This window comes from Syntrophothermus lipocalidus DSM 12680 (assembly GCF_000092405.1).
Taxonomy (GTDB): domain Bacteria; phylum Bacillota; class Syntrophomonadia; order Syntrophomonadales; family Syntrophothermaceae; genus Syntrophothermus; species Syntrophothermus lipocalidus.
Genome location: NC_014220.1, coordinates 677198 through 696430, shown reverse-complemented (window position 1 = coordinate 696430; position 19233 = coordinate 677198). Strand labels below are relative to the sequence as shown.

General features: G+C 50.4%; 21 protein-coding genes. 2 read left to right on the top strand and 19 right to left on the bottom strand.

Annotation, left to right across the window (positions count from 1 at the left end; all coding sequences use genetic code 11):
* Positions 1-188 precede the first annotated feature (188 nt).
* Positions 189-365 (top strand): 4Fe-4S binding protein, encoded by a 177-nt coding sequence (locus SLIP_RS03300; protein ID WP_013174860.1) that lies wholly within the window; start codon positions 189-191, stop codon positions 363-365.
* A gap of 89 nt (positions 366-454) precedes the next feature.
* On the opposite strand, the gene trmL is transcribed toward SLIP_RS03300, so the two are convergent.
* Positions 455-913, bottom strand: coding sequence for a tRNA (uridine(34)/cytosine(34)/5-carboxymethylaminomethyluridine(34)-2'-O)-methyltransferase TrmL (gene trmL / locus SLIP_RS03295; RefSeq protein WP_013174859.1), 459 nt, complete (start codon positions 911-913; stop codon positions 455-457).
* A 104-nt stretch (positions 914-1017) separates the two neighbouring features.
* Here trmL and SLIP_RS03290 point away from each other — a divergent pair, with 104 nt between their 5' ends.
* A complete protein-coding gene (locus SLIP_RS03290; protein WP_013174858.1) occupies positions 1018-2001 on the top strand; it encodes a SpoIID/LytB domain-containing protein in 984 nt (327 codons plus the stop codon).
* Position 2002: 1 nt separating this feature from the next.
* On the opposite strand, the gene SLIP_RS03285 is transcribed toward SLIP_RS03290, so the two are convergent.
* The 18 genes from SLIP_RS03285 to SLIP_RS03200 all read right to left on the bottom strand — a co-directional run bounded on the left by SLIP_RS03285 (position 2003) and on the right by SLIP_RS03200 (position 19211).
* On the bottom strand, positions 2003-2923 hold the full coding sequence (locus SLIP_RS03285) for a DMT family transporter (RefSeq protein WP_013174857.1): 921 nt from the start codon (positions 2921-2923) through the stop codon (positions 2003-2005).
* Positions 2920-3672 carry an ABC transporter ATP-binding protein gene (locus tag SLIP_RS03280; RefSeq protein WP_013174856.1) on the bottom strand — a complete coding sequence of 251 codons (753 nt, stop codon included), beginning with the start codon at positions 3670-3672 and terminating at the stop codon, positions 2920-2922. The genes SLIP_RS03285 and SLIP_RS03280 overlap by 4 nt, the downstream gene beginning before the upstream one ends.
* Entirely contained in the window at positions 3653-4558 is a 906-nt protein-coding gene (locus SLIP_RS03275) for a branched-chain amino acid ABC transporter permease (RefSeq protein ID WP_013174855.1), read from the bottom strand. Before SLIP_RS03275 ends, SLIP_RS03280 begins: the two co-directional genes overlap by 20 nt.
* Positions 4559-5434, bottom strand: a complete 876-nt coding sequence (locus tag SLIP_RS03270; RefSeq protein ID WP_013174854.1) for a branched-chain amino acid ABC transporter permease — start codon at positions 5432-5434, stop codon at positions 4559-4561.
* Positions 5435-5587: 153 nt separating this feature from the next.
* Entirely contained in the window at positions 5588-6775 is a 1188-nt protein-coding gene (locus SLIP_RS03265; protein ID WP_013174853.1) for an ABC transporter substrate-binding protein, read from the bottom strand.
* 418 nt (positions 6776-7193) lie between these two features.
* Positions 7194-7973 carry an N-acyl homoserine lactonase family protein gene (locus SLIP_RS03260; RefSeq protein WP_013174852.1) on the bottom strand — a complete coding sequence of 260 codons (780 nt, stop codon included), beginning with the start codon at positions 7971-7973 and terminating at the stop codon, positions 7194-7196.
* A gap of 48 nt (positions 7974-8021) precedes the next feature.
* Entirely contained in the window at positions 8022-8522 is a 501-nt protein-coding gene (locus SLIP_RS03255; RefSeq protein ID WP_013174851.1) for a DUF1097 domain-containing protein, read from the bottom strand.
* A 151-nt stretch (positions 8523-8673) separates the two neighbouring features.
* Positions 8674-9975: an acetyl-CoA hydrolase/transferase family protein gene (locus tag SLIP_RS03250; protein ID WP_013174850.1), complete on the bottom strand. Its 1302-nt coding sequence runs from the start codon at positions 9973-9975 to the stop codon at positions 8674-8676.
* A 3-nt stretch (positions 9976-9978) separates the two neighbouring features.
* Complete coding sequence (locus SLIP_RS03245; RefSeq protein ID WP_013174849.1) at positions 9979-10308, bottom strand: hypothetical protein; 330 nt, start codon at positions 10306-10308, stop codon at positions 9979-9981.
* Positions 10280-10588, bottom strand: coding sequence for a NifU family protein (locus tag SLIP_RS03240; RefSeq protein ID WP_013174848.1), 309 nt, complete (start codon positions 10586-10588; stop codon positions 10280-10282). The genes SLIP_RS03245 and SLIP_RS03240 overlap by 29 nt, the downstream gene beginning before the upstream one ends.
* 18 nt (positions 10589-10606) lie before the next feature.
* A complete protein-coding gene (locus SLIP_RS03235) occupies positions 10607-12067 on the bottom strand; it encodes a 4-hydroxyphenylacetate 3-hydroxylase family protein (protein ID WP_013174847.1) in 1461 nt (486 codons plus the stop codon).
* Positions 12068-12495: 428 nt separating this feature from the next.
* Positions 12496-13920, bottom strand: a complete 1425-nt coding sequence (locus SLIP_RS03230) for a sigma-54 interaction domain-containing protein (RefSeq protein WP_041432669.1) — start codon at positions 13918-13920, stop codon at positions 12496-12498.
* A 156-nt stretch (positions 13921-14076) separates the two neighbouring features.
* Entirely contained in the window at positions 14077-14445 is a 369-nt protein-coding gene (locus SLIP_RS03225) for a 4Fe-4S binding protein (RefSeq protein WP_148216500.1), read from the bottom strand.
* Between the two features lie 12 nt (positions 14446-14457).
* Positions 14458-15537 carry a hydrogenase large subunit gene (locus SLIP_RS03220; protein WP_013174844.1) on the bottom strand — a complete coding sequence of 360 codons (1080 nt, stop codon included), beginning with the start codon at positions 15535-15537 and terminating at the stop codon, positions 14458-14460.
* The gene (locus tag SLIP_RS03215) at positions 15527-15904 is read right to left on the bottom strand and encodes an NADH-quinone oxidoreductase subunit C (protein WP_013174843.1); all 378 of its coding nucleotides are present in this window, start codon (positions 15902-15904) and stop codon (positions 15527-15529) included. The genes SLIP_RS03220 and SLIP_RS03215 overlap by 11 nt, the downstream gene beginning before the upstream one ends.
* Positions 15840-16337 (bottom strand): NADH-quinone oxidoreductase subunit B family protein, encoded by a 498-nt coding sequence (locus SLIP_RS03210; protein WP_013174842.1) that lies wholly within the window; start codon positions 16335-16337, stop codon positions 15840-15842. Before SLIP_RS03210 ends, SLIP_RS03215 begins: the two co-directional genes overlap by 65 nt.
* A 40-nt stretch (positions 16338-16377) precedes the next feature.
* The gene (locus SLIP_RS03205) at positions 16378-17226 is read right to left on the bottom strand and encodes a respiratory chain complex I subunit 1 family protein (protein ID WP_013174841.1); all 849 of its coding nucleotides are present in this window, start codon (positions 17224-17226) and stop codon (positions 16378-16380) included.
* Positions 17214-19211, bottom strand: coding sequence for an NADH-quinone oxidoreductase subunit 5 family protein (locus SLIP_RS03200; protein ID WP_013174840.1), 1998 nt, complete (start codon positions 19209-19211; stop codon positions 17214-17216). Before SLIP_RS03200 ends, SLIP_RS03205 begins: the two co-directional genes overlap by 13 nt.
* Positions 19212-19233 lie beyond the last annotated feature (22 nt).

Below are 19233 nucleotides of genomic sequence, written 5' to 3'. Positions count from 1 at the left end.
GGACAGGTACGCTTTAATACAGTGAAAAGTATTACCAACTAAGCCAGCCCTCGACTCTCACAAACAGGTTAAAGATGTCTACATTTACACCCCTTGACGCCCCTGCTATGGTAAAATTGACAACTGAAAAAACCGTATTATATAATTTGCTTAATTGAAAACCGGGTACATAGAAAAGGAGGGAAAAAATGGCCTACTACATCACTGACGAATGCATTAGCTGCGGGGTTTGCGTAGATGAGTGTCCCGTTGGAGCAATAAGCGAGGGTGACGATAAATACGTGATCGACCCAGAACTGTGCACCGAATGCGGAGCCTGCGCTGAAATTTGTCCCGTGGAAGCTCCTCAACCAGCCGAAGAATGATCTAGGCTTCTACCCGCGGCAACACCGGTCAACCATACTGGAAAAGAAAAGGCCCCCAAATCGGGGGTCTTTTTGTATCTTTTTTGGGGCTACCGCAGCCCAGGGAAGCCCTGCTGGCGCAAAGCCTCAAACAGCACTACTGCTACAGCATTCGATAAATTGAGGGATCTTCCTATGTCGACCATCGGAATCCGAATAAGGCTCTGGGAAAAGCGCTCCAAAAGCTCCCCCGGCAGTCCTTGGGTTTCCTTACCGAAAACGATGAAATCTCCCTTTTTATACCTGACATCGGTATAACGCTGTTTGCTCTTGGTTGTCGCCAAGAAATAACTTCTTCCAGGATAAACAGCGAGCAAATTGTCAAAGCTATCCCATACCTTCACTTCTACTTTATCCCAGTAATCGAGCCCTGCCCTTTTTAAATATCGGTCCTCCAAGGAAAAGCCCAGGGGCTTTACGAGATGCAGCGTAGTCTGGGTCAGGGCACAGGTCCGAGCTACGTTGCCAGTATTCTGCGGGATTTCTGGTTCTACCAAAACCACATGCACTTTTATCACCTGTTCACTTTTCTTCCTATGATACCAAAACTTTCGAAGAAACAATAAACCTCTACCGGGACATGCTAAACAAAAAAGTAGGAGGAATACCGTGTATGAACAGCCAGGTGCGCAAGTATATCCCCGTCGGCCTCTTGGTCCTGATCGCCGTCATCGTTGTTGTCGCCATCGCCCAAGTGTCTCGAGGACCGACAAAGAAACCAACACCGGAACGAGTAGTCCCCTTAGCCCCCGAAGTAGCCAAGTACAAACAAGAACCGACCATCTCTTTGTACCGGCACAAGCTGGGAGGAACTGTTCAGTGGCTGCCCCTAGAAAAATACCTAGAGGGAGTCGTAGCTGCCGAAGTTGGTACCAACCCTCCTCTAGAAGCACTTAAAGCCCAGGCTATCGTAGCCAGAACCCTGACTCTAGCCCTTATCAATTACCAAGGAGGAACCCCCGAGCACAAGACTAATGCCTGTGATCTCCATACCCATTTCCAAGCCTATGATGAAAGCCAGGTTACGGATAAGATTAGGAAGGCGGTATCCGCTACCCGCGGTCAAGTACTAACCTATAACGGCAGGTTCATTTATGCTGAATTCCACTCGTGTTCTGGAGGAAAGACGGCGAGCATAGAGGAAGCTTTCCCCAAACTGGCCGAAGCAGCCTCAGCATACATCAAGCCGCTGGCCTCCCCTGGAATGAAATACGCACCTGCTAAAGAAAGGAAATGGACGGTCAAAATACCGAGATGGGAGCTAAAAAACATCCTCGGACCCGAATCCGGATCCCTTGATGATATAAAAATCAGTAAGCGCGGTCCCTCGGGGAGAGCCTTGGTTATAACTGCTGGAAAAGCTAGTATCCCTGCTGTCGACCTGCGGACTCAGCTCGGCCCTGACCGGCTCAAATCCACCATGATAACGAGCATCCGTCCACAAGGAGACTACGTAGTCTTCACCGGTAAGGGATGGGGACACGGAGCGGGCATGGAGCAATGGGGTGCCTACGCCATGGCTAAAAAAGGAAAGTCCGCCGCCGATATCGTCACCTACTACTACCCCGGAACCCGGCTCGTAACTCTCTGGAAATAATCTAAACGTGTTCGTTCTTTGGTGATGGCACAGGTGCGCACTGAAGGTCTGTGCTATTAAAATCTTGGGATTGGTTGAGGTAAGCGGTATAAATCCCGGCCAATATCAAGAACCCACCTAGCAACTGGTATGCCCGCAGAGCCTCGTGGAAGAAAATAAAGGCTAAAATACTGGCCATAACACTCTCGCCTAAGACCGAAACGGCAACGATAGGAGCCTTGACGAACTTTAGAGCCCAATTCAAAACAGTGTGGCCAGCAATCCCGGGAACCAGGGCCAGCCCGAAAAACAGCAGGTAGTCGCTTTTAGGGTAAGGGTAGAGTGGAAAACCTGCAATCGAAACAGCAGCCAATAGCACCAAGGCGGCCGTTCCGTTAACGATCAAAGAATAAGTCCAAACGTCGACCCTGGCCCTTACCCGACGGCCAATGATAAAGTATCCGGCAACAAAAACCGCACTGATGAGGGCCAAAAGGTCGCCGAAAAGCCGGCCACCATGCCAGTCTCCCCCAGCGATAAGAACACTTCCCATCAAGGCCACGATTATACCGAGGATAGCTTTGAAGCCGACTCTCTCTCTAAGAAAGAGGAACGAAAAAGCCAGAACGAATATTACCTGAAGGTTAGTAAAGAGGACTGAGCTCGAGACAGAAGTGTAATCCAGCGAAGTGATCCAGAATCCGAAATGCAGGGCCAAAAAAAAACCGGCTCCTAGGCAATAGGCTATATCGTTTCTAGAAATCGACAGAAAACCGTTCCGCCTGTCTTTGAGCCCTATCAACCCGGCCAAACCGGCTGTCAACAACACTCGGTAAAAAGCTATTACTAGGGAAGGAGCAGTGCAGTAGCGGATCATGATGGAAGCCGTAGAAACCGATAGAATACCTAAAAACAACACCGAATATATTAGCGAGAGGCTCATGCTCCAACCCCCAAGTAGGACTGAATAACCCTGGCATCGTTGCGGATCGAAACCGGGTCCCCTTCAGCAATCTTTTTTCCGTAATCCAGGACTGCAATACGGTCACAAACGTTCATGACCACGTTCATGTCATGCTCGACCAACAGAATGGTAATACCCATATCCCTGATATCGCCCACCAACTGCATCAGCTCTTCCTTTTCCCGATTGTTCATCCCGGCAGCCGGTTCATCCAGTAGGAGCAGACAAGGATTGCGGGCCAAAGCCCTTGCGATTTCCAGGCGACGCTGTTCCCCATAAGCCAGGCTCTCCGCGTACTCCATTCTTTTTTCATAGAGGCCAACCAGGTTCAATAGTTCATCCGCCCGCTGTTCAATCTTTCTCTTATTGCCCCAACCCAGAGCTTTACTGTCAGCAGCTTCAGGAATGATAACCCCATGCATGCCAACCTTTACGTTATCCACGACTGACAATTTCTTAAACAAACGTATATTCTGAAAAGTCCTGCCCACACCGAGCCTACTAATCTTATGGGGCGCAAGGTTGTGAATAGGTCTTCCTTTAAAAAACACCTGGCCTTCCGTAGGTTTGTAGATACCGGAGATCAGGTTGAAAAGTGTGGTTTTGCCTGCCCCATTTGGACCAATGAGACCGAAAATCTCGCCTTTTTCTATTGCAAGACTTACCCGGTCTAAAGCTCGCAAACCGCCAAATTCGTGGGATACATTGTCAATTTTCAGTAACCCCATGGGGTTTCACCTCTTTTCTCGCCCACCGTTTCCGGATTTCATGCCATCTGACATCACCCAGAAGCCCGTTGGGACGGAAAATCATCATGATAACCAACAGTGCCCCGTAAAACAGGAGGCGATACTCCTGAACTACCCTCAACATTTCTGGAGCCAGGGTGAGTACAAATGCTCCGAGAATAGTACCCGGGATACTCCCCATTCCTCCTAAAACCACCATGTTCAGTATCTCAATCGACTTCATAAAACCAAAATCCTGCGGGTTGATGTAGGTTATGAAATGAGCATAGAAACACCCGGCTATCCCCGCCAAGAAAGAACCAACCGCAAACGCCCCTATCTTGTAGAGGGTGGTATTAACCCCCGAGGCCTCGGCTGCAATTTCGTCCTCACGAATGGCGTACAACGCAATCCCCACGCGAGACTTGAGTAACTGCCAATTAGCGATGATCACCGCCAACGCTACTGCCCACACGTTCACGAAACCGGTATGAGAAGGAATACCGGACAACCCTATAGCCTTACCAGCGACATCCAGGTTCAGGAACACGACTCTGACTATCTCGGCAAACCCGATGGTTACCATTGCCAGATAGTCTCCTTCCAGCCTCAAGGTAGGAACTCCGATGAGCACCCCGAACATCCCAGCCACTACTGCCCCAGCTACGAGACACGACCAAAACGGAGCTCCGGTGTGAAGCGACAGGATAGCAGAGGTGTAGGCTCCTATGCTCATGAAACCGGCATGTCCCATCGATAGTTGTCCGGTTACGCCGGTGATAAGATTCAGCCCGAGAGCCAGAATGATATTGATGCCAAAAAGTATCAATATACGCAGGTAGTATGCATCGATGTGCTCCACTATGAAAGCTTCCACTTCGTTCACCTATACCTTCTTTGCAATCGGTTTACCCAGGATCCCCTGGGGACGTACAATCAACACCAGTATCAATATACCAAAAGCTATGGCATCCCGGTAAGAAGACGAAAGATAGGCTACCCCGAATATCTCCATTATCCCCAGAGATATGCCGCCCAGCATCGCTCCCGGGATAGAACCTATGCCTCCCAATACCGCGGCGGCAAAAGCTTTGAGACCTGCCATCAAACCCATATAAGGCCATACCGCATTATAGTATAGGCCCACCATGACTCCTCCCGCCGCCGCCAAAGCCGAGCCCAGCGCAAAAGTAAAAGAAATGACCCGATTTACGTCAACTCCCATCAACGCCGCCGCATCCAGGTCTTGGGAGCAGGCCCGCATGGCTTTACCCAGCCTGGTCCTGTGAATAAAAAGCTGAAGCCAGATCATAAGAACAGCGGTTACGACCAGGATGATGACCTGCAAAGAAGAAACCTGTATCGTTCCCACGTGGAAACTTGCGATCTTCACCGTATCCGGGTACCTTTCCGTTTCCGGGCCGTGCATTAACACCATCAGAGTCGAAAGGAATATAGAGACCCCAATGGCACTGATCAGAGCCGACAGCCGGCTAGACCTCCCGCGCAGGGGCCGGTAAGCTATCCGTTCGACCAGAACTCCCAGTACCATACAGAAAATCATTGCCCCTGTCATGGCAACAAACACGTTCACCTGCAAGACCGTGACCAGGAAAAGCCCGGCGAAAGCACCGAACATGTATATTTCACCGTGGGCAAAGTTGATGAGCTGAATAATGCCGTACACCATTGTGTAACCCAGAGCAATCAAAGCATATGTGCTGCCCAGAGTAAGCCCGTTAACCAACTGTTGCCAGAACACCTTAATCACTCCTGTCCAAGGGCAAAGAACCCGGCCATGCCCGCCTGTACTCTCACAAACACAGTTTAACACTGGCCCCAGCCAGTGTTAAACCATGTTTGAGTAAGCCGAACCGGCACTATTATAACTGGATTCATCCCGAGCCCAAAGCATTTAGTCAACTTTTACCGGTATCTTATCCAGCAAAACAAACTCGCCGTTCTTCACCGTAATAAGACATATCGGGCTCTTGATAGGCTCACGGTCAGGACCAAAAGTTGTATTGCCCGAAACCCCCGGGTAGTCCTTGGTCTGGGCCAGCTGTTTCTTGAAGACCGCCGGGTCGGTACTTTTGGCTTCGGTCATAGCTTTGGCGATAATCATAACAGCGTCGTAGTATTGAGCCGAGAACATGTCCGGCTTTTCCTTGTACCTGGCCTCATAGTCCTTCAAAAACTTCGCAGTCTCTGGACTCGGCTGGTCTGAGCTGAAGCCGCAGTAGTAAATAACCTTCTGTTCTACTGCATCTCCGCCCAGCTTAATCAGGTCTTTGCCGTACAACCCGTCACCGCCGATCAAAGTAATATCAAGCCCCTGCTTCTTCGCCTCCCTCTGAATTAAAGCAGCCTCCGTGTAATAACCCGTAAAGACGAGAACATCAGGTTTGGCCTGTTTAATCTTCGTAACCTGAGCCGAAAAGTCGGTATCACCGTCATTGATGGTTTCTTCTATGATAACCTTGCCGCCCTTGGCTGCTATCGCTTCCTTGAATACTGGGGTCAAAGCCGTGCTGTAACCGTTGTTGAGCGACGTGATTATAGCTATATTTTTCCATCCCTTGGTGTTAATCATCCAGTCGACAACCGAAGGTACCGCAAACTTGTCGAGCAGGGTGTTCCGGAAAATGCAGTCCCCGTATTCGACGACTCCGGTGCCGGTAGCGCCTGCCGAGAAAAGAACTACGTTGTTCTTCTGGCATATCTCGGCCGCAACCTTGGTCAAGCCGGTACAAGGATCGCCGATAATGGCGTTAACCTTATCCCGGGAGATGTACTTCTGAGTGATGTTAGCAACCTCGCTGCTCTCCCCTTTGTTGTCTTCATAGATGCCTACAACCTTCTTGCCGAGGATGCCGCCTTTAGCATTAAGTTCGTCGATGGCCATCTCCATTCCTTTTTTGCCGGGGATACCATAGTTAGCCACCGATCCCGTTAAGGCCCCTAAAAAACCTAACTTGACCACCTCTTCGCTCTTGGAAGCTGGTGTACCGGTAGACTCGGTCTTAGATCCTCCACAACCCGCAACAACCAGTGCCAGCATGGCTATGGCCATGAATAATGCCAACAATTTCTGTTTCTTCAATTCTCTCCCTCCTCAAATGTTACTCAAGCCTTCCCGTTTGAAACCTTTCACTATGCACCCCCGTTTCAGAAAATAGCATATCGAATAATATATTCCGCGCGTCTTGGCCAATTCCTGCTACTACGAAAACGGAGCCACAGATTCCCGTGGTTTAGTTTTCACCAGTAATCGGAAGGTTTGGCATTTGAGCAGGACGATTAAACGATACTAACGAGGTTGTTCTCTTCGGAAGGAAGTAGAATAGCACAGACAGAAGACCAGCGACGCCGAGGGCGCAATGCTGGTCTTCTTAAATGGAATGTAAACCGGGGGTGAACAGAGAATATTCTCTCTTCCTTAGATTTGTGATTACAACTTATTTTGCAAGTCGCCGTTGCACATCTAAGTATTCTTATTAACGGAGATAGAGTAAAATGACCTAATCGTAGTATGCTGGTGCTTTCTTATACTGTTGCCAGGCTACGGGATCATGACCAGTTACTATTTGGACGCCTCTTTGATCCCTCAGGAACCTGAAAGTCTGTATCGTTTGGATGCAGAGGCTAGGACTCCAGCCGAGACCCGGAAGGACATCCTCGTCGATGTTTTCCGTAGTATAACAGGCATCTCCGGTCAGCATCATTGGACCAGATTTTTCAAGGTTGACCAGTAGCGATTGATGGCCGGGAGTATGTCCTGGCGTGAAATAGATAATGATTTTCCCATCTCCGAAGAGATCGAATTTGTTGTCCCGCCACCCCTCCAGGATAAACCAGTCAACGTTCTTATCAAAATCGGCCCGGATGTATGCGCCTTTCATAAAGAAATCTGGCACATAAGCGTAGTACAACTCATCTCTTTGGACAACGTACTTGGCGTTGGGGAAGTGACCAACACCACCCGCGTGATCGAGGTGTAAATGAGAAAGTACCACGTATTTTATGTCTTCCGGCTTGACGCCGACTCTTTTGATCTGGTTTACGACCCATTGATCCTCTGTCATAACCGGATCATACGCAGCAATTACGTCGCCCCAGTGTTTTACCTTGTCAATAGCTACCTCCAAGGCATTGCCAGTGTCGTATAGAACATAGCCTTGAGGGTGTTCGATTAAAAAGAACGGAACGGGGACGTCGAAAGGCTCGAGCAGACCGCGCCCTGCTGTAAAGTACTGTTTTTGGCTCTTCAAGATACCGCACTCAAAAAAGTAAAGCTTCACTTCAATCACTCCTCCTCGTCAAATTATCAAAACAAGTCCCTAATAATCTCATTGGCTAGAAACCTCTTTACCGCTGAACAGATTCGGTATTTGAACAGAAACGAGACCAACAAGAACGCCGACAGCCAACGAGACGGCGACGCAAAGCGCAACGAACACCGGCGACTGGTTCGGGCCGACCGCGTTACCGAAATAGCTACCGAAATAAGCTGCAAAACCTAAGAACTGTGCAGGTGCTAGTTCGAATAGAGGGAGCTTCATCATCAAGACAATCACTAGGGCAGCTAGTCCCACTAAGACAGACAGTGCCGGTAAACTAAACCCACGAGCTAGCCCCTGCATCGCAAGGATGCAGATGCATCCCCACACAGTGCCACCACAAAGGGGAACCAGCGATTTCAGCACACCGTTTTTGTCTGCACCTGCAACGAAAAATACGGCCCAGGCAATAAACGACACCCAAACAACGATATGAAGCGCAGAACTTGTTGCGACAGCAAAGTACGTTAATAGGCCAGCAAGAACTCCAACCGACAAAGCTAAGGGCATTCCTTCACCTCCTTTTGCTTTGAATGAACGGCTTACTCAACTAATTCTCACCTCCTTCTGACTTACACATGGCAAAAGAACCAAAAACCCTGGAATCAACTTGGACCTGCGAAGCTAATCAAGTCGTTTAAACTCCAGTTGTTCCTGTAAGCTAAATCGAATAGCCCATTAATTGTGAAAACTTTTCCCTCAATTCGTCTCTGAATGCAGGATGCGCTATTTCTATAAGAGAACGGGCTCTGTCCCTAACGGTTTTGCCTTTCAACTTGGCTACACCGAACTCGGTTACGACGTAATCCACATCATTTCTTGAGGTGGTCACCGCTTGCCCTGGTGCTAAGGAAGGCACTATTCTCGATGCCTTGCCCTGCGCAGCCGTAGCAGGCATTGCTATGATGCTTCTCCCTCCGGAAGAGCGGGCAGCACCTCGAACAAAGTCAACTTGCCCTCCGACGCCACTGAACTGGTAAGGCCCCAACGTGTCTGCCGCAACTTGTCCGAGTAGATCGACTGCGAGAGCCGAGTTGATAGACACCATGTTATCATTTCTGGCTATAACAAACGGGTCATTTGTATAATCTACGGTGTAACACTCGATCAATGGATTGTAGTCCAGCCACCGGTAGAATTCCGCAGTACCCATGGCAAACGTAATTACTATTTTGTTGGGGTGCAGGGTTTTTCGGCGACAGTTAATAACCCCTTTCTTGACCAGGTTCATTACCCCGTCAGACACCATTTCGGAGTGAATGCCGATGTCGTTCTTGTCGCCCAGGAAGCTCAAAACGGCATCGGGTATGGCGCCGATTCCCAACTGCAGACAGTCTCCGTCTTTTATCAAGGACGCTACGTTCTCCCCTATAGCCCTTTCGACATCAGTTATCTCCGGCGGGGAAAGCTGGTAAAGCGGCTCCTCGCTCAGGACGAAATAGTCTATGTCCGTCACTTCCAAAAAAGAGTTACCCCCAGTGCGCGGCATATTAGGATTGACTTCTGCGATTACGGTTTTGGCACTGAGGACGGCTTGACGGGTGTAATCCACGGAGATACCCAAACTGACAAAGCCGTGACGATCGGGAGGCGACACGGTAACCAAGGCTACGTCTACCGGCAGCACGTTGTTGCGAAACAGGCCAGGGATTTCATGGAAAAAACAAGGGGTATAGTCACCGCGCCCTTCTTTGAGTGCGTTCCGGGTAGCTGCGCCTACGAAGAGGGCGTTGTGTCGAAAGGATTTTACATATTCTGGCTGGCAATAACGTGCCTTGCCCATGGCCACCATGTGTACCACTTCGACGTTTTCCAGTTCGCCCGCTCTTTCGACCATGGCGTCTACCACCAGTTTGGGCTCCCCGCAGGCATGGCCCAGCACCACCCGGTCGTTGGATTTTATGAGCTTAGCCGCCTCTTCTGGGGTCACTATGCGCTTTTCGTAATATTCTTTCCAACTCACCAATCATTCCTCCTCACCAGTAATCTGCGACAACAGTCGCGGCAAGAGGTCGTTTTGTGGTATTTCGTAGTAGTTCAGAAGGTTCGGGCCCACGACGAATCTCCCTCGGGGTGTTGGCTCGTCCTTCTGTTCGTCTGTATCACTGCAACAGGCACTACATCCACAGATTACCAGTTCGATGTCGGCCGGGTCGTCTCTTCCGAAGACGACCCTAAAATCTTTTCCGTTTTGTTCGTGAAGGGACTTAACGATATCGGAGACCAACTTCACGCGATCATACGCTTGGTTACATCCGCCGCAGTACCTAATCTTTATGGTTGTTGATGATCCCACCGGTACCACCCGACAATATATCACGTGCGATTTTTATGAGTTCTAGGGAATCATCTGACGGCTCAATCATTACCTTTTCTATTTCGGGAAATCTCGAAACGATCGCCTCTTTTATCACCGTTTCGACGGTTATTTGGGCAGCGCTGCAGTCTTGACAAGCTCCTTTCAACCTTATGGACACGCAATTATCCACCACGTCGACGAACTCGACATCACCCGCGTGCATTTGCAGGTACGGAGTGACCTTTTCAGCCAGGAGCTTCACTAAAGTTTCTTTCATGCTCATACTCCCATCTCTTCAGAACAGACCGTCGGGGTCGATGCCGCACAACCTTCGCGCCAAGGCTTTCTTTTGCTCAAGGTTGGCAAGCCTGCTGATCATGATTCTCTGCGCCTGCGGAGAACCCGCTCCGTGTAGAGATTCCGTCAAGTAGCCCACGGCAACGGCACCCAACGTCATAGTTTCAATCAGGCGCAGCATACGCTGCCTGTGTTCTGTAGGATACTTGGGATCGCCAACCATAAGCTTCCTGCACCACTCTCCAACCTCGGGTGAATTGAAGTCGGCGTCAGATGGCATGGTTACCACTAAACCGCCCGCGATATCCTGGGCCAGCCTGGCAATTTCGTAGGGGAACCGGGTAACGTTTTGCTTGCAGACATTGGCCAGCATCATGTCGATAAGGTAATTGCCGGACGCTGTCTTGCGTCCTTCTGCAGAGCAGGCTATTCCGCACGCATATAACGTTTCGTTGAGATGTACCATTTCCACAATCTTGTCCTTGACGTGGGAAGCTTTAGCGACCCCATTGTAATCTGCTATGGCCGCGGTTGCTCCTATTAGCACGTCACCGTTACCAACCTTGCACCCTCCATACGACTGACGATGGTACCCGGCAAATCGCTCCACCAGCATGCCAGTAAATTCGATTTCACCACACATGAACACGCGGTTCCACGGTACGAATGTGTTGTTGAATATTACTACGGCTTCCTGTCCTCCGTAGTTGACGTTGCCAACGTCAACCTTCGTGGATTCCAACTTGCGGGTATCGCAACTCTGGCGACCGTAAATGTATATGAGGCTCGGGTCATCAGCAGGTACGGCAAAAGCCACGGCATAATCTGCATCCTCCGGTCGCATTGTCTGCGTTGGCATGACCAGTATTTCGTGGGAGTTCAGAATGCCCGTCTGGTGCATCTTAGCGCCTCTAACCACAATTCCATCTTGCCTCTTTTCGACCACGCGGACGAAAAGGTCGGGATCGGCCTGTTCGGAAGGACCGACCGAGCGGTTTCCCTTCGGGTCTGTCATACACCCGTCGACCGTCCAGTCCTTTTCTTCCCACTCCAGGACATAGTTGCGGAAGCGTTCGTGATAATTGGTGCCGAGCTTGGCATCCATTTCATAGGTGGTGCTCCATACGGCGTTGAGGGCATCCATGCCCACGCAGCGTTGGAAGCAAGACCCCGTCATGTTGCCCACCAGACGCAGCATCTTAACTTTCTTAATAAGGTCCTCAGTATCCTGATGCAAATGGCAGAAACGATTGATAGTACGACCTGTCAGAGCCGATTTGGCTGTCATCAATTCCTGATACTCCGGGAGCTCTGCCAGCTTGTAAGTCATGGCACAGCAGTTGATAGACGGTCGTATTAACGGATGGTCTACCGGGTTTTGGATCTTCTCCCCCAGAACGTAAATGTTGCGCGGTCCTAGATCCCTCAAACTCTGAATGTATTCGGCGGCTGTCATCATATTTAATCACCTCCATCTCAGAAACGCTGTTTTCTTTGACAGCCTTTGAGAACGCCTTTTCTCAGTGCTTGATGTTCACCCCCTTGTCTCGTCTTTTTCTCCAAACTCCGGGATTCCGCATGCTCACTAATAGTAGGTGCAAAAGGCATGCCAAGCGCCAAATGCCCATAAGAACGCGTTTTCTTCTAATAAAAAGAAGTTAGCGTGGAAATCATAACGGAAAGGCAGTTGGGAAAGTCATTATTCTAGGCATGGAAAGACACAAGAAAAGTCTAGCGTGTGCACGTTTGCGACTCTGACCTGTGCAGAGCTGCACACTTGAAGGTCTTAGCTGGCGCTTTAAACTTGTGGGATACTCAGAAGGCCCCAGGTACTGGCTCGCGAAAGGCCGGCATTCTGCTTCGAGCAAACTTGACTTAGGAAGGATGTCAATTGATTCCGTACTTCCTCATCTTCCTTAACAAGGTCGTGCGGTGAATACCAAGAGCTTTAGCGGTCTTGCGGAGATCGAAATTACATTGGCGAAGAGTCTGCTCGATGAGCTGTTTCTCAAACGAGTCCACCGCATGCGAAAGATCCTTTTTCTCTTTGATCACTGTGCTGCTTACCTGGAAGGATCCATTTCTCGTTTTGACACAACGCGTCCCCAATTCGTTCTCTACCAACTCTCTAGTAATCTTGGACTGAGGATAGAGAACGACCAGTCTCTCCAGCAGGTTTTCTAGTTCCCGGACGTTTCCTGGCCAATTGTGATCCAAGAGCGCTTGCAGGCCAGAAGGACATAGCTTTTTGTCGATTGAGAAGCGTCTCCGGAATTTGTCAAGAAACATCTCGGCCAGAGGATGAATATCTTCTTTACGCTCTCGCAAAGGGGGGATATGGATCGGGATGACGTTAAGCCTGTAGTAAAGATCCTGTCTGAACTCTCCCTTTTCGACCATTTCCTCCAGGTTCTTATTAGTAGCAGCGATAAACCTGACATCTACTCTGGTAGAAGTTACGCCTCCTATGGGAATGAACTCTTTTTCCTGAAGCAGGCGTAGGAGTTTTGCTTGGCTACTCAGCGGTATTTCGCTAATCTCATCCAGAAACAGGGTTCCTCCGTCAGCAGCCTTTGCTAAGCCCACCTTGCCGGATTTGGTCGCTCCTGTAAAAGCCCCGGGCTGATAGCCAAAGAGTTCAGATTCAATCAGTTCATCAGGAAGCGAAGCCACGTTTACTTTCACAAAGGCTTTGCTTCTGCGTTGACTACTCTGGTGAATAACCCTGGCCACAACCTCCTTGCCTACGCCCGATTCCCCTATTAGCAGAACTGTGGAGTCGGTGGCTGCAGCCCGGATAGCCCTTAAAAGCACTCTCTGCATGGCCTTGCTTGTAGCCACCATGTTCTCTATAGCTGAGAGAACGTGGGGGGTGCTTTCAAGAGTGGCTAAGAACTCATTTTTTTCGTTTGTTGGACATACCGTGGTTGCAACCAAGAGTATTTCGCCTTCCTGGTTGAACACCGGGTTGCCAGTAACGATTACCTTTTTCTTACTACGCAGTATTTTCTGCTGTATAGTTAAAGGGGCTTTATTCTTCAAGACCAGCAGAGTCACCGATTTGTCGATGAACTTTGCCTCTTCGAGTTCGCGCATATGTCGGTTAATAACTTCTTCTTCTGCTATCTGAGTCAACTCTTCATAGGCACGGCTGACTCCCAAGGTGAAGGCTGCTCCGTCCGTCAAATAAACACCAACCTGTCCATCGATGGTTGACAACAGGTCCTTCATACTTACTCGGTGCTTTTTGTCTATTCCAGGTAACCTGCTGGTGTCCACCATGGCGCCCTTACCTACCCTTCTTGTTTTCATTATACGGTTCACTGCAAATTGATGTCAAAAAGTGTGCCAAGTCTGCTATGGTTACTAAACGGGGTAGGATATCTATCGCTATTCTACTTCTCCTCTAGCGATCAGCCTTGACCTTCTAAAATTAAACCGTCATACAGAGATGCGTTTCAACCAAGCTTAGGCCATTCTCTCCGCCCGTTTCTTAGTCCGGGTAACCTCCCAGACCATCGTTCGCATCTCGGTCACCGGCTTGCGCCACTCTGAGGTTATCTCGAAACAGCCGGTAGGACAAGCCTCTACACAGTTCCCGCAAACGATACAACTGTACGGGTCGTATTTGTACAGGTGTTCCTTGGGTTTCACCTCAATCGCCCCGGCGGGGCACGCCTTTTCGCAAGCCCCGCAAACTATGCACTTGTCGATATCGAGCATCAAAGTTCCCCGGGCTGCCCGGAACGGTTCCCTTGGCTGGTAAGGGTAGCCCCTAGTTGCCGGCCGGGAAAAAAGGTTTTTGAATACCTGAATCAACATCCCCGGCACTCTCATCAACTCCTTAGTCTATCGCTCGGTACAGGCAATGCAGGGATCAATGGAAATGACTATCACCGGAACATCCGCCAATTCGCAACCAGGCAACATTTCTAAAAGGGGTGGAATATTCGCGAAGGTGGGAGTCCTCACCTTGAATCTATCCAGGTTACGATTGCCACTCCCCCGAATATAGTACATCATCTCTCCTCGCGGCTGCTCCATACGTTTTATAACTTCGCCCTGAACCCTTCCCTTCCATTCAGTCTTTATTCCCCCGGCCGGCAATTTGAAGAGTGCTTGCCGGATCAAGTCCAGGGAGACAAACACCTCGCGCACGTGAACAGAGGTGCGGGCGTAAGCGTCTCCATCCTTATCTAACACCACTTCAAAATCCACATACTTGTATGGACCTTCACCCAGAAGCCTTACATCGGTTCTTACCCCGCTGGCCCTGGCCACGGGGCCCACGGCCCCGAACTTGACCGCATCTTCCTTGCTGAGGATTCCCTTACTGACTGTTCGTTTTTTGACCGTGTAATCGTTCAGCATGGCCCGGGTTAGCGGTACGAGATCCCTTTCTACCTCGTTCACTTCTTTGAATATAGCCCGAACCATGTCCGCATCTATGTCTTTCCTCACCCCGCCGATGGTGCAGTTGCCCATAATCACGCGCCCGCCACTGATTGCCTCCATCAGATCTAAAACCCTTTCTCGCACCCGCCAAAACTGCATGAACAAGCTCTCAAACCCCAGGCCGTCGGCCAAAAGCCCGAGATACAATAGATGACTGTGTATGCGGGTAAGCTCGGCGGAAACGAGGCGGATGAATTCTGCCCGGGGCGGCGACTCGACGTTCAACAGCTCCTCTATACAGGCACAGTAGCACCAACTGTGGATAAAGGAGCAGATGCCGCAAACCCTTTCCGCCATAAAAATGTTTCTGACTACATCGTTTAGTTCCGCCCCTTTCTCCAGTCCCCGGTGAGTGTAACCCAAGGCCGGTCTCACCTCAACTACCCGCTCGTCTTCGACCTTCAGAGCCAGCTGTAGGGGTTCGATCAGGACCGGGTGCTGGGGTCCGAAAGGAATTATGGTGCTAGCTTTCATCAGATTTCATAGCCCCTCTTACTCGTACTTCTTTGATAAAAGGCCGCTTTGGGCTGTCGTGGCTCAGAAGCATGTATGCCCCGAAATCTACCCCCAACCCGTCAAACTTCAGTCCGAACAAGTCTTGGATCTCGTTTTCAGCCAGCCATGCCCCCGGGTAAAAATGGTCAATGCTCGGGAAAAAGCCTTCCCGTTCCACCTCTGTCTTGAAAGCCACCATCTCCAACTCGTCTTCAAAAACGTAAATAAGTTCCAACCACTGGCCGGTGTCCACCCCGGTAATCGAAATCAGGCGAGCTCCCTTACCGGACAGCTGCCTCACCCTGTCCAGAAGTTCCTGTCGGTTCAACTTCTCGATGGTTTGCATCCTTGTCCCTTCTTTTCTCCTCCAGTTTCTTCAAGGCCAGGAAAATGCCGTCAATAATGACCTCTGGCCTGGCCGCGCACCCGGGAACATACACGTCCACAGGCACCACCTTGTCCACTCCTCCCAAACAATTGTAGCTCTGGTGAAAGACATTGCCGGAGGTAGCACAGATACCTACCGCCACTATGACCTTGGGATGATTCATTTGGTCGTAGACAGTCTTCAACACCCTCTTGGCCTTGTGGTTGACAGTGCCCGTAACCAAAAGCACGTCAGCGTGCTTCGGGTTTCCGACGTTTACAATACCGAACCGCTCCAAATCATACAAAGGAGTAAAACAAGCAAACACCTCAATACTACAACCGTTGCAACCCGCAGTGTCAAAATGCATTACCCACGGGGACTTTGATCGTGCACGATGAACAAGGCTCAAGACGTTCACTCCTTCAAGTAGCCTGGTGCGAGTACGGCTATTAACCCCATACCCTCCAAACCATGTTGCTCGTGGATAACAGGATACCGGCTGTCCAGGCTACTTTAATCATCCAGTTCCAATTCATTCGCGGGGAAATGTTATCCACAACCAACTCCAAGAAATAGGCGGCCAGTGCCACCAAAACCCCGGCCCACCAAGGATTAGCCCAAAACAGGAACACGACGAAGAGAAAAACCACCGTCTCCAGCCAGTGGGACAGCTCGACCACTGCCAGGTACCGACCCGAAAACTCGGTGTTAATCCCGCGCACTATCTCCTGATGCGCGTGTAAAGCAGTGGATATATCAAACGGAGATTTGCGGATTTTGATGGTCAGGATTAAGAGAACTGCCAAAAACAACAAAGGATAAGATAACAACAAAGGCGACGGATTGACGAAGGCCCCCTGGACGAGAAAAGTCCCGTTTTCTAGGTAAAGCGCAAACGCAACAAACAGTAAGACCGGCTCTGCCGCCAGCACCTGTATCAGTTCGCGGGTGCTTCCGATGTGGCTGTAAGGAGAACGGGTAGCAAACCCCGCCAGTACATAAGCCACCTCGGCCACAGTCATAGTGAAGACGAATACCAGAAAATCCAGCCCGGTAGCCAGCATAACCAGGCCGAGCAGCATCCATACGAGATAGGCACAGATAAAAAACACCTGGGGCTTGTTGGTATAAGTGCTGGTTTTGGCCCACAACTTGACGAGATCGTAAAACGGTTGAATTACAGGGGGACCTTGACGCCCCTGCATCCTGGCCGTGAGCTTGCGGTCAACCCCCAAGAGTAGTCCGCCCAAGACGGGGGCTAAGATAACTATAAGCAGTACTTTTACTAGAGCACCCATAAAACGATAACCCCTAGCATCAGTACGAGAATAGCCCCTCCCATCCAGCCCAATCGCCTCAAAAGTCCTTCATTTATAAAACCGGTGAAATAGTAGCCTGCCAACGCCATTTCGGTCCCTCTTTCCATGCTGCTGACGAAACAACGGTTTTCTTCACCAGGCATGTTCTCGCCGCAAAGGTAAACTGAACTGGTAGTTTGAAATTCGGGCCTGAACAGAAGCCAGGGCAAGACCAAGGTAGCCACCAAGGCTCCTCCCATAAGACCGAAGGGAAAAACTCCTTCCGGCAATCCCGTTGCCGCCAGGTTAGGGTGGAAAAAGCTCGCCCAGCTGAACAGTATCACGTTTCCGCCCAGGGCAGGTTGAAAAGCTAACGGGTAGAACCAAACCAAGGCGGGGGCAACCAGCCGGTCAATTACGGTTGTCACCCCAAAAGAAAGCACAAGAGTAGCTAAACCTAGAATACCCAGAGAAACGGCGTAGTATCCTGCCCCACGGCTCGAAACATGTGTTGTAGCCCGTTTAGCAACCCTACCCGGTGACGCGGCCAGGATCCGGCCCATCCATTTGCTCCAAAAAACGGTCGTCAGGGCACTGCCGGCTACGAATAACAGTAAGACCAAAGGCGAGATCGCAGCCGAAGCCATGGCCGCCCACTTGGAGAACAGCATCCCGAACGGCGGCAAGAACATGGCAAAACCCCCGCCAACCATCAGCAGAGCCAGCAAAGGCAGCTTTTCTCCTAATCCCTCCATGCTCTCTATGTTCCGCGAACCTAGTCGGTGCTCGATAACTCCCGCTCCCATGAAAAGAACCCCTTTGGCTAAGGCATGGAAGATGATCAACAGAACCGCAGCCGCCACTGAAAGCGGAAGATCGATCCCACAACAAGCGAAAATAAGCCCGAGATTTGCTACCGTCGAGTAGGCCAAAACTGCCTTGGAGTCACCGTTACCCGCCGCCATCAAAGAAGCGGCAAAAAAGCTGAAAGCGCCGATCAAGGCTATGAACGTCGCAAGAGCGGTACCGTCGTAGGCCGGGGCCAGCCGCACCGCGAGGTATACCCCGGCCTTGACCATGGTGCTGGAATGAAGCAAAGCCGATACCGGTGTAGGAGCTACCATAGCCCCCAAAAGCCAGTTTTGAAAAGGAAACTGAGCTGACTTAGTAAAGGCAGCGGTCATAAACAGAGCCAGGGCCAGGAGAAAAACGGGGGAGACAAGCCCCAAGTCGCTCGCAGCTATGTCCGCCAGAGACAGAGTCCTCCCGGTAAATCCGGCCAGCATCACGGTTATACCAGCAATCATGGCCAGCCCACCTACGGAATTGAGGTAAAGCGCGTGTAATGAATTACGGCGTGCTTCTTCGGTATCGTCGTGACCGATTAGCTGAAAGGAACAAAGGGTAGTGGCTTCCCAGAAGAAATACAGCCAGAGAACGTTGTTGGCAAAAACCAGCCCATTCATGACCGCTAAGAACGAGACAAACCAGAAAAAGAAACGCCGGTTACGGTCTAACTCGACGTGTTCTATACGCTCTTCCATGTACGGAAGAGCATAGACGCAAATAAGGGATCCGATAACTGATACGACCAAGAACATGACGACCGACAAGCGGTCAACGGCAAAAGTGCCGACAGCTCGGGAGTCTGGACCCAAGAACCCCTCGACGTACGCCACCAATGCTAGCTGCAATATGGCCAGTATCCCGATGGGTAGATGCCGGTTTTCGATTCCAACGTAAAGGATGTAGAACAAGAGGAGAATATCGAGGAAGGTGACCGCTTTTTCCCACCCGTGGAAGGAAATAAAGACCGGGGTTAAGGGCACTTTAGCATACAGCCAATAAGCTGCAAGTCCGAGTATTAGCGACATGGTGACAACGAGAATCCTGCGCCAGTTTGTATCTTTGATTATATAACTCGCCAAAGCAACTGAGAAAGGCAAGAACACGGACATTAACAAAAACGTTTTCAAAGCAGACAATACCCGTACTCCTTTCCCCCGG

Excerpts from the sequence above, each read along its gene's own strand:
- SLIP_RS03300 (WP_013174860.1), top strand. The coding sequence starts at position 189 with ATGGCCTACTACATCACTGACGAATGCATTAGCTGCGGGGTTTGCGTA.
- SLIP_RS03290 (WP_013174858.1), top strand. The coding sequence starts at position 1,018 with ATGAACAGCCAGGTGCGCAAGTATATCCCCGTCGGCCTCTTGGTCCTG.
- SLIP_RS03285 (WP_013174857.1), bottom strand. The coding sequence starts at position 2,923 with ATGAGCCTCTCGCTAATATATTCGGTGTTGTTTTTAGGTATTCTATCG.
- SLIP_RS03280 (WP_013174856.1), bottom strand. The coding sequence starts at position 3,672 with ATGGGGTTACTGAAAATTGACAATGTATCCCACGAATTTGGCGGTTTG.
- SLIP_RS03255 (WP_013174851.1), bottom strand. The coding sequence starts at position 8,522 with ATGCCCTTAGCTTTGTCGGTTGGAGTTCTTGCTGGCCTATTAACGTAC.
- SLIP_RS03240 (WP_013174848.1), bottom strand. The coding sequence starts at position 10,588 with ATGAAAGAAACTTTAGTGAAGCTCCTGGCTGAAAAGGTCACTCCGTAC.
- SLIP_RS03235 (WP_013174847.1), bottom strand. The coding sequence starts at position 12,067 with ATGATGACAGCCGCCGAATACATTCAGAGTTTGAGGGATCTAGGACCG.
- SLIP_RS03230 (WP_041432669.1), bottom strand. The coding sequence starts at position 13,920 with ATGAAAACAAGAAGGGTAGGTAAGGGCGCCATGGTGGACACCAGCAGG.
- SLIP_RS03225 (WP_148216500.1), bottom strand. The coding sequence starts at position 14,445 with ATGAGAGTGCCGGGGATGTTGATTCAGGTATTCAAAAACCTTTTTTCC.
- SLIP_RS03220 (WP_013174844.1), bottom strand. The coding sequence starts at position 15,537 with ATGAAAGCTAGCACCATAATTCCTTTCGGACCCCAGCACCCGGTCCTG.
- SLIP_RS03215 (WP_013174843.1), bottom strand. The coding sequence starts at position 15,904 with ATGCAAACCATCGAGAAGTTGAACCGACAGGAACTTCTGGACAGGGTG.
- SLIP_RS03205 (WP_013174841.1), bottom strand. The coding sequence starts at position 17,226 with ATGGGTGCTCTAGTAAAAGTACTGCTTATAGTTATCTTAGCCCCCGTC.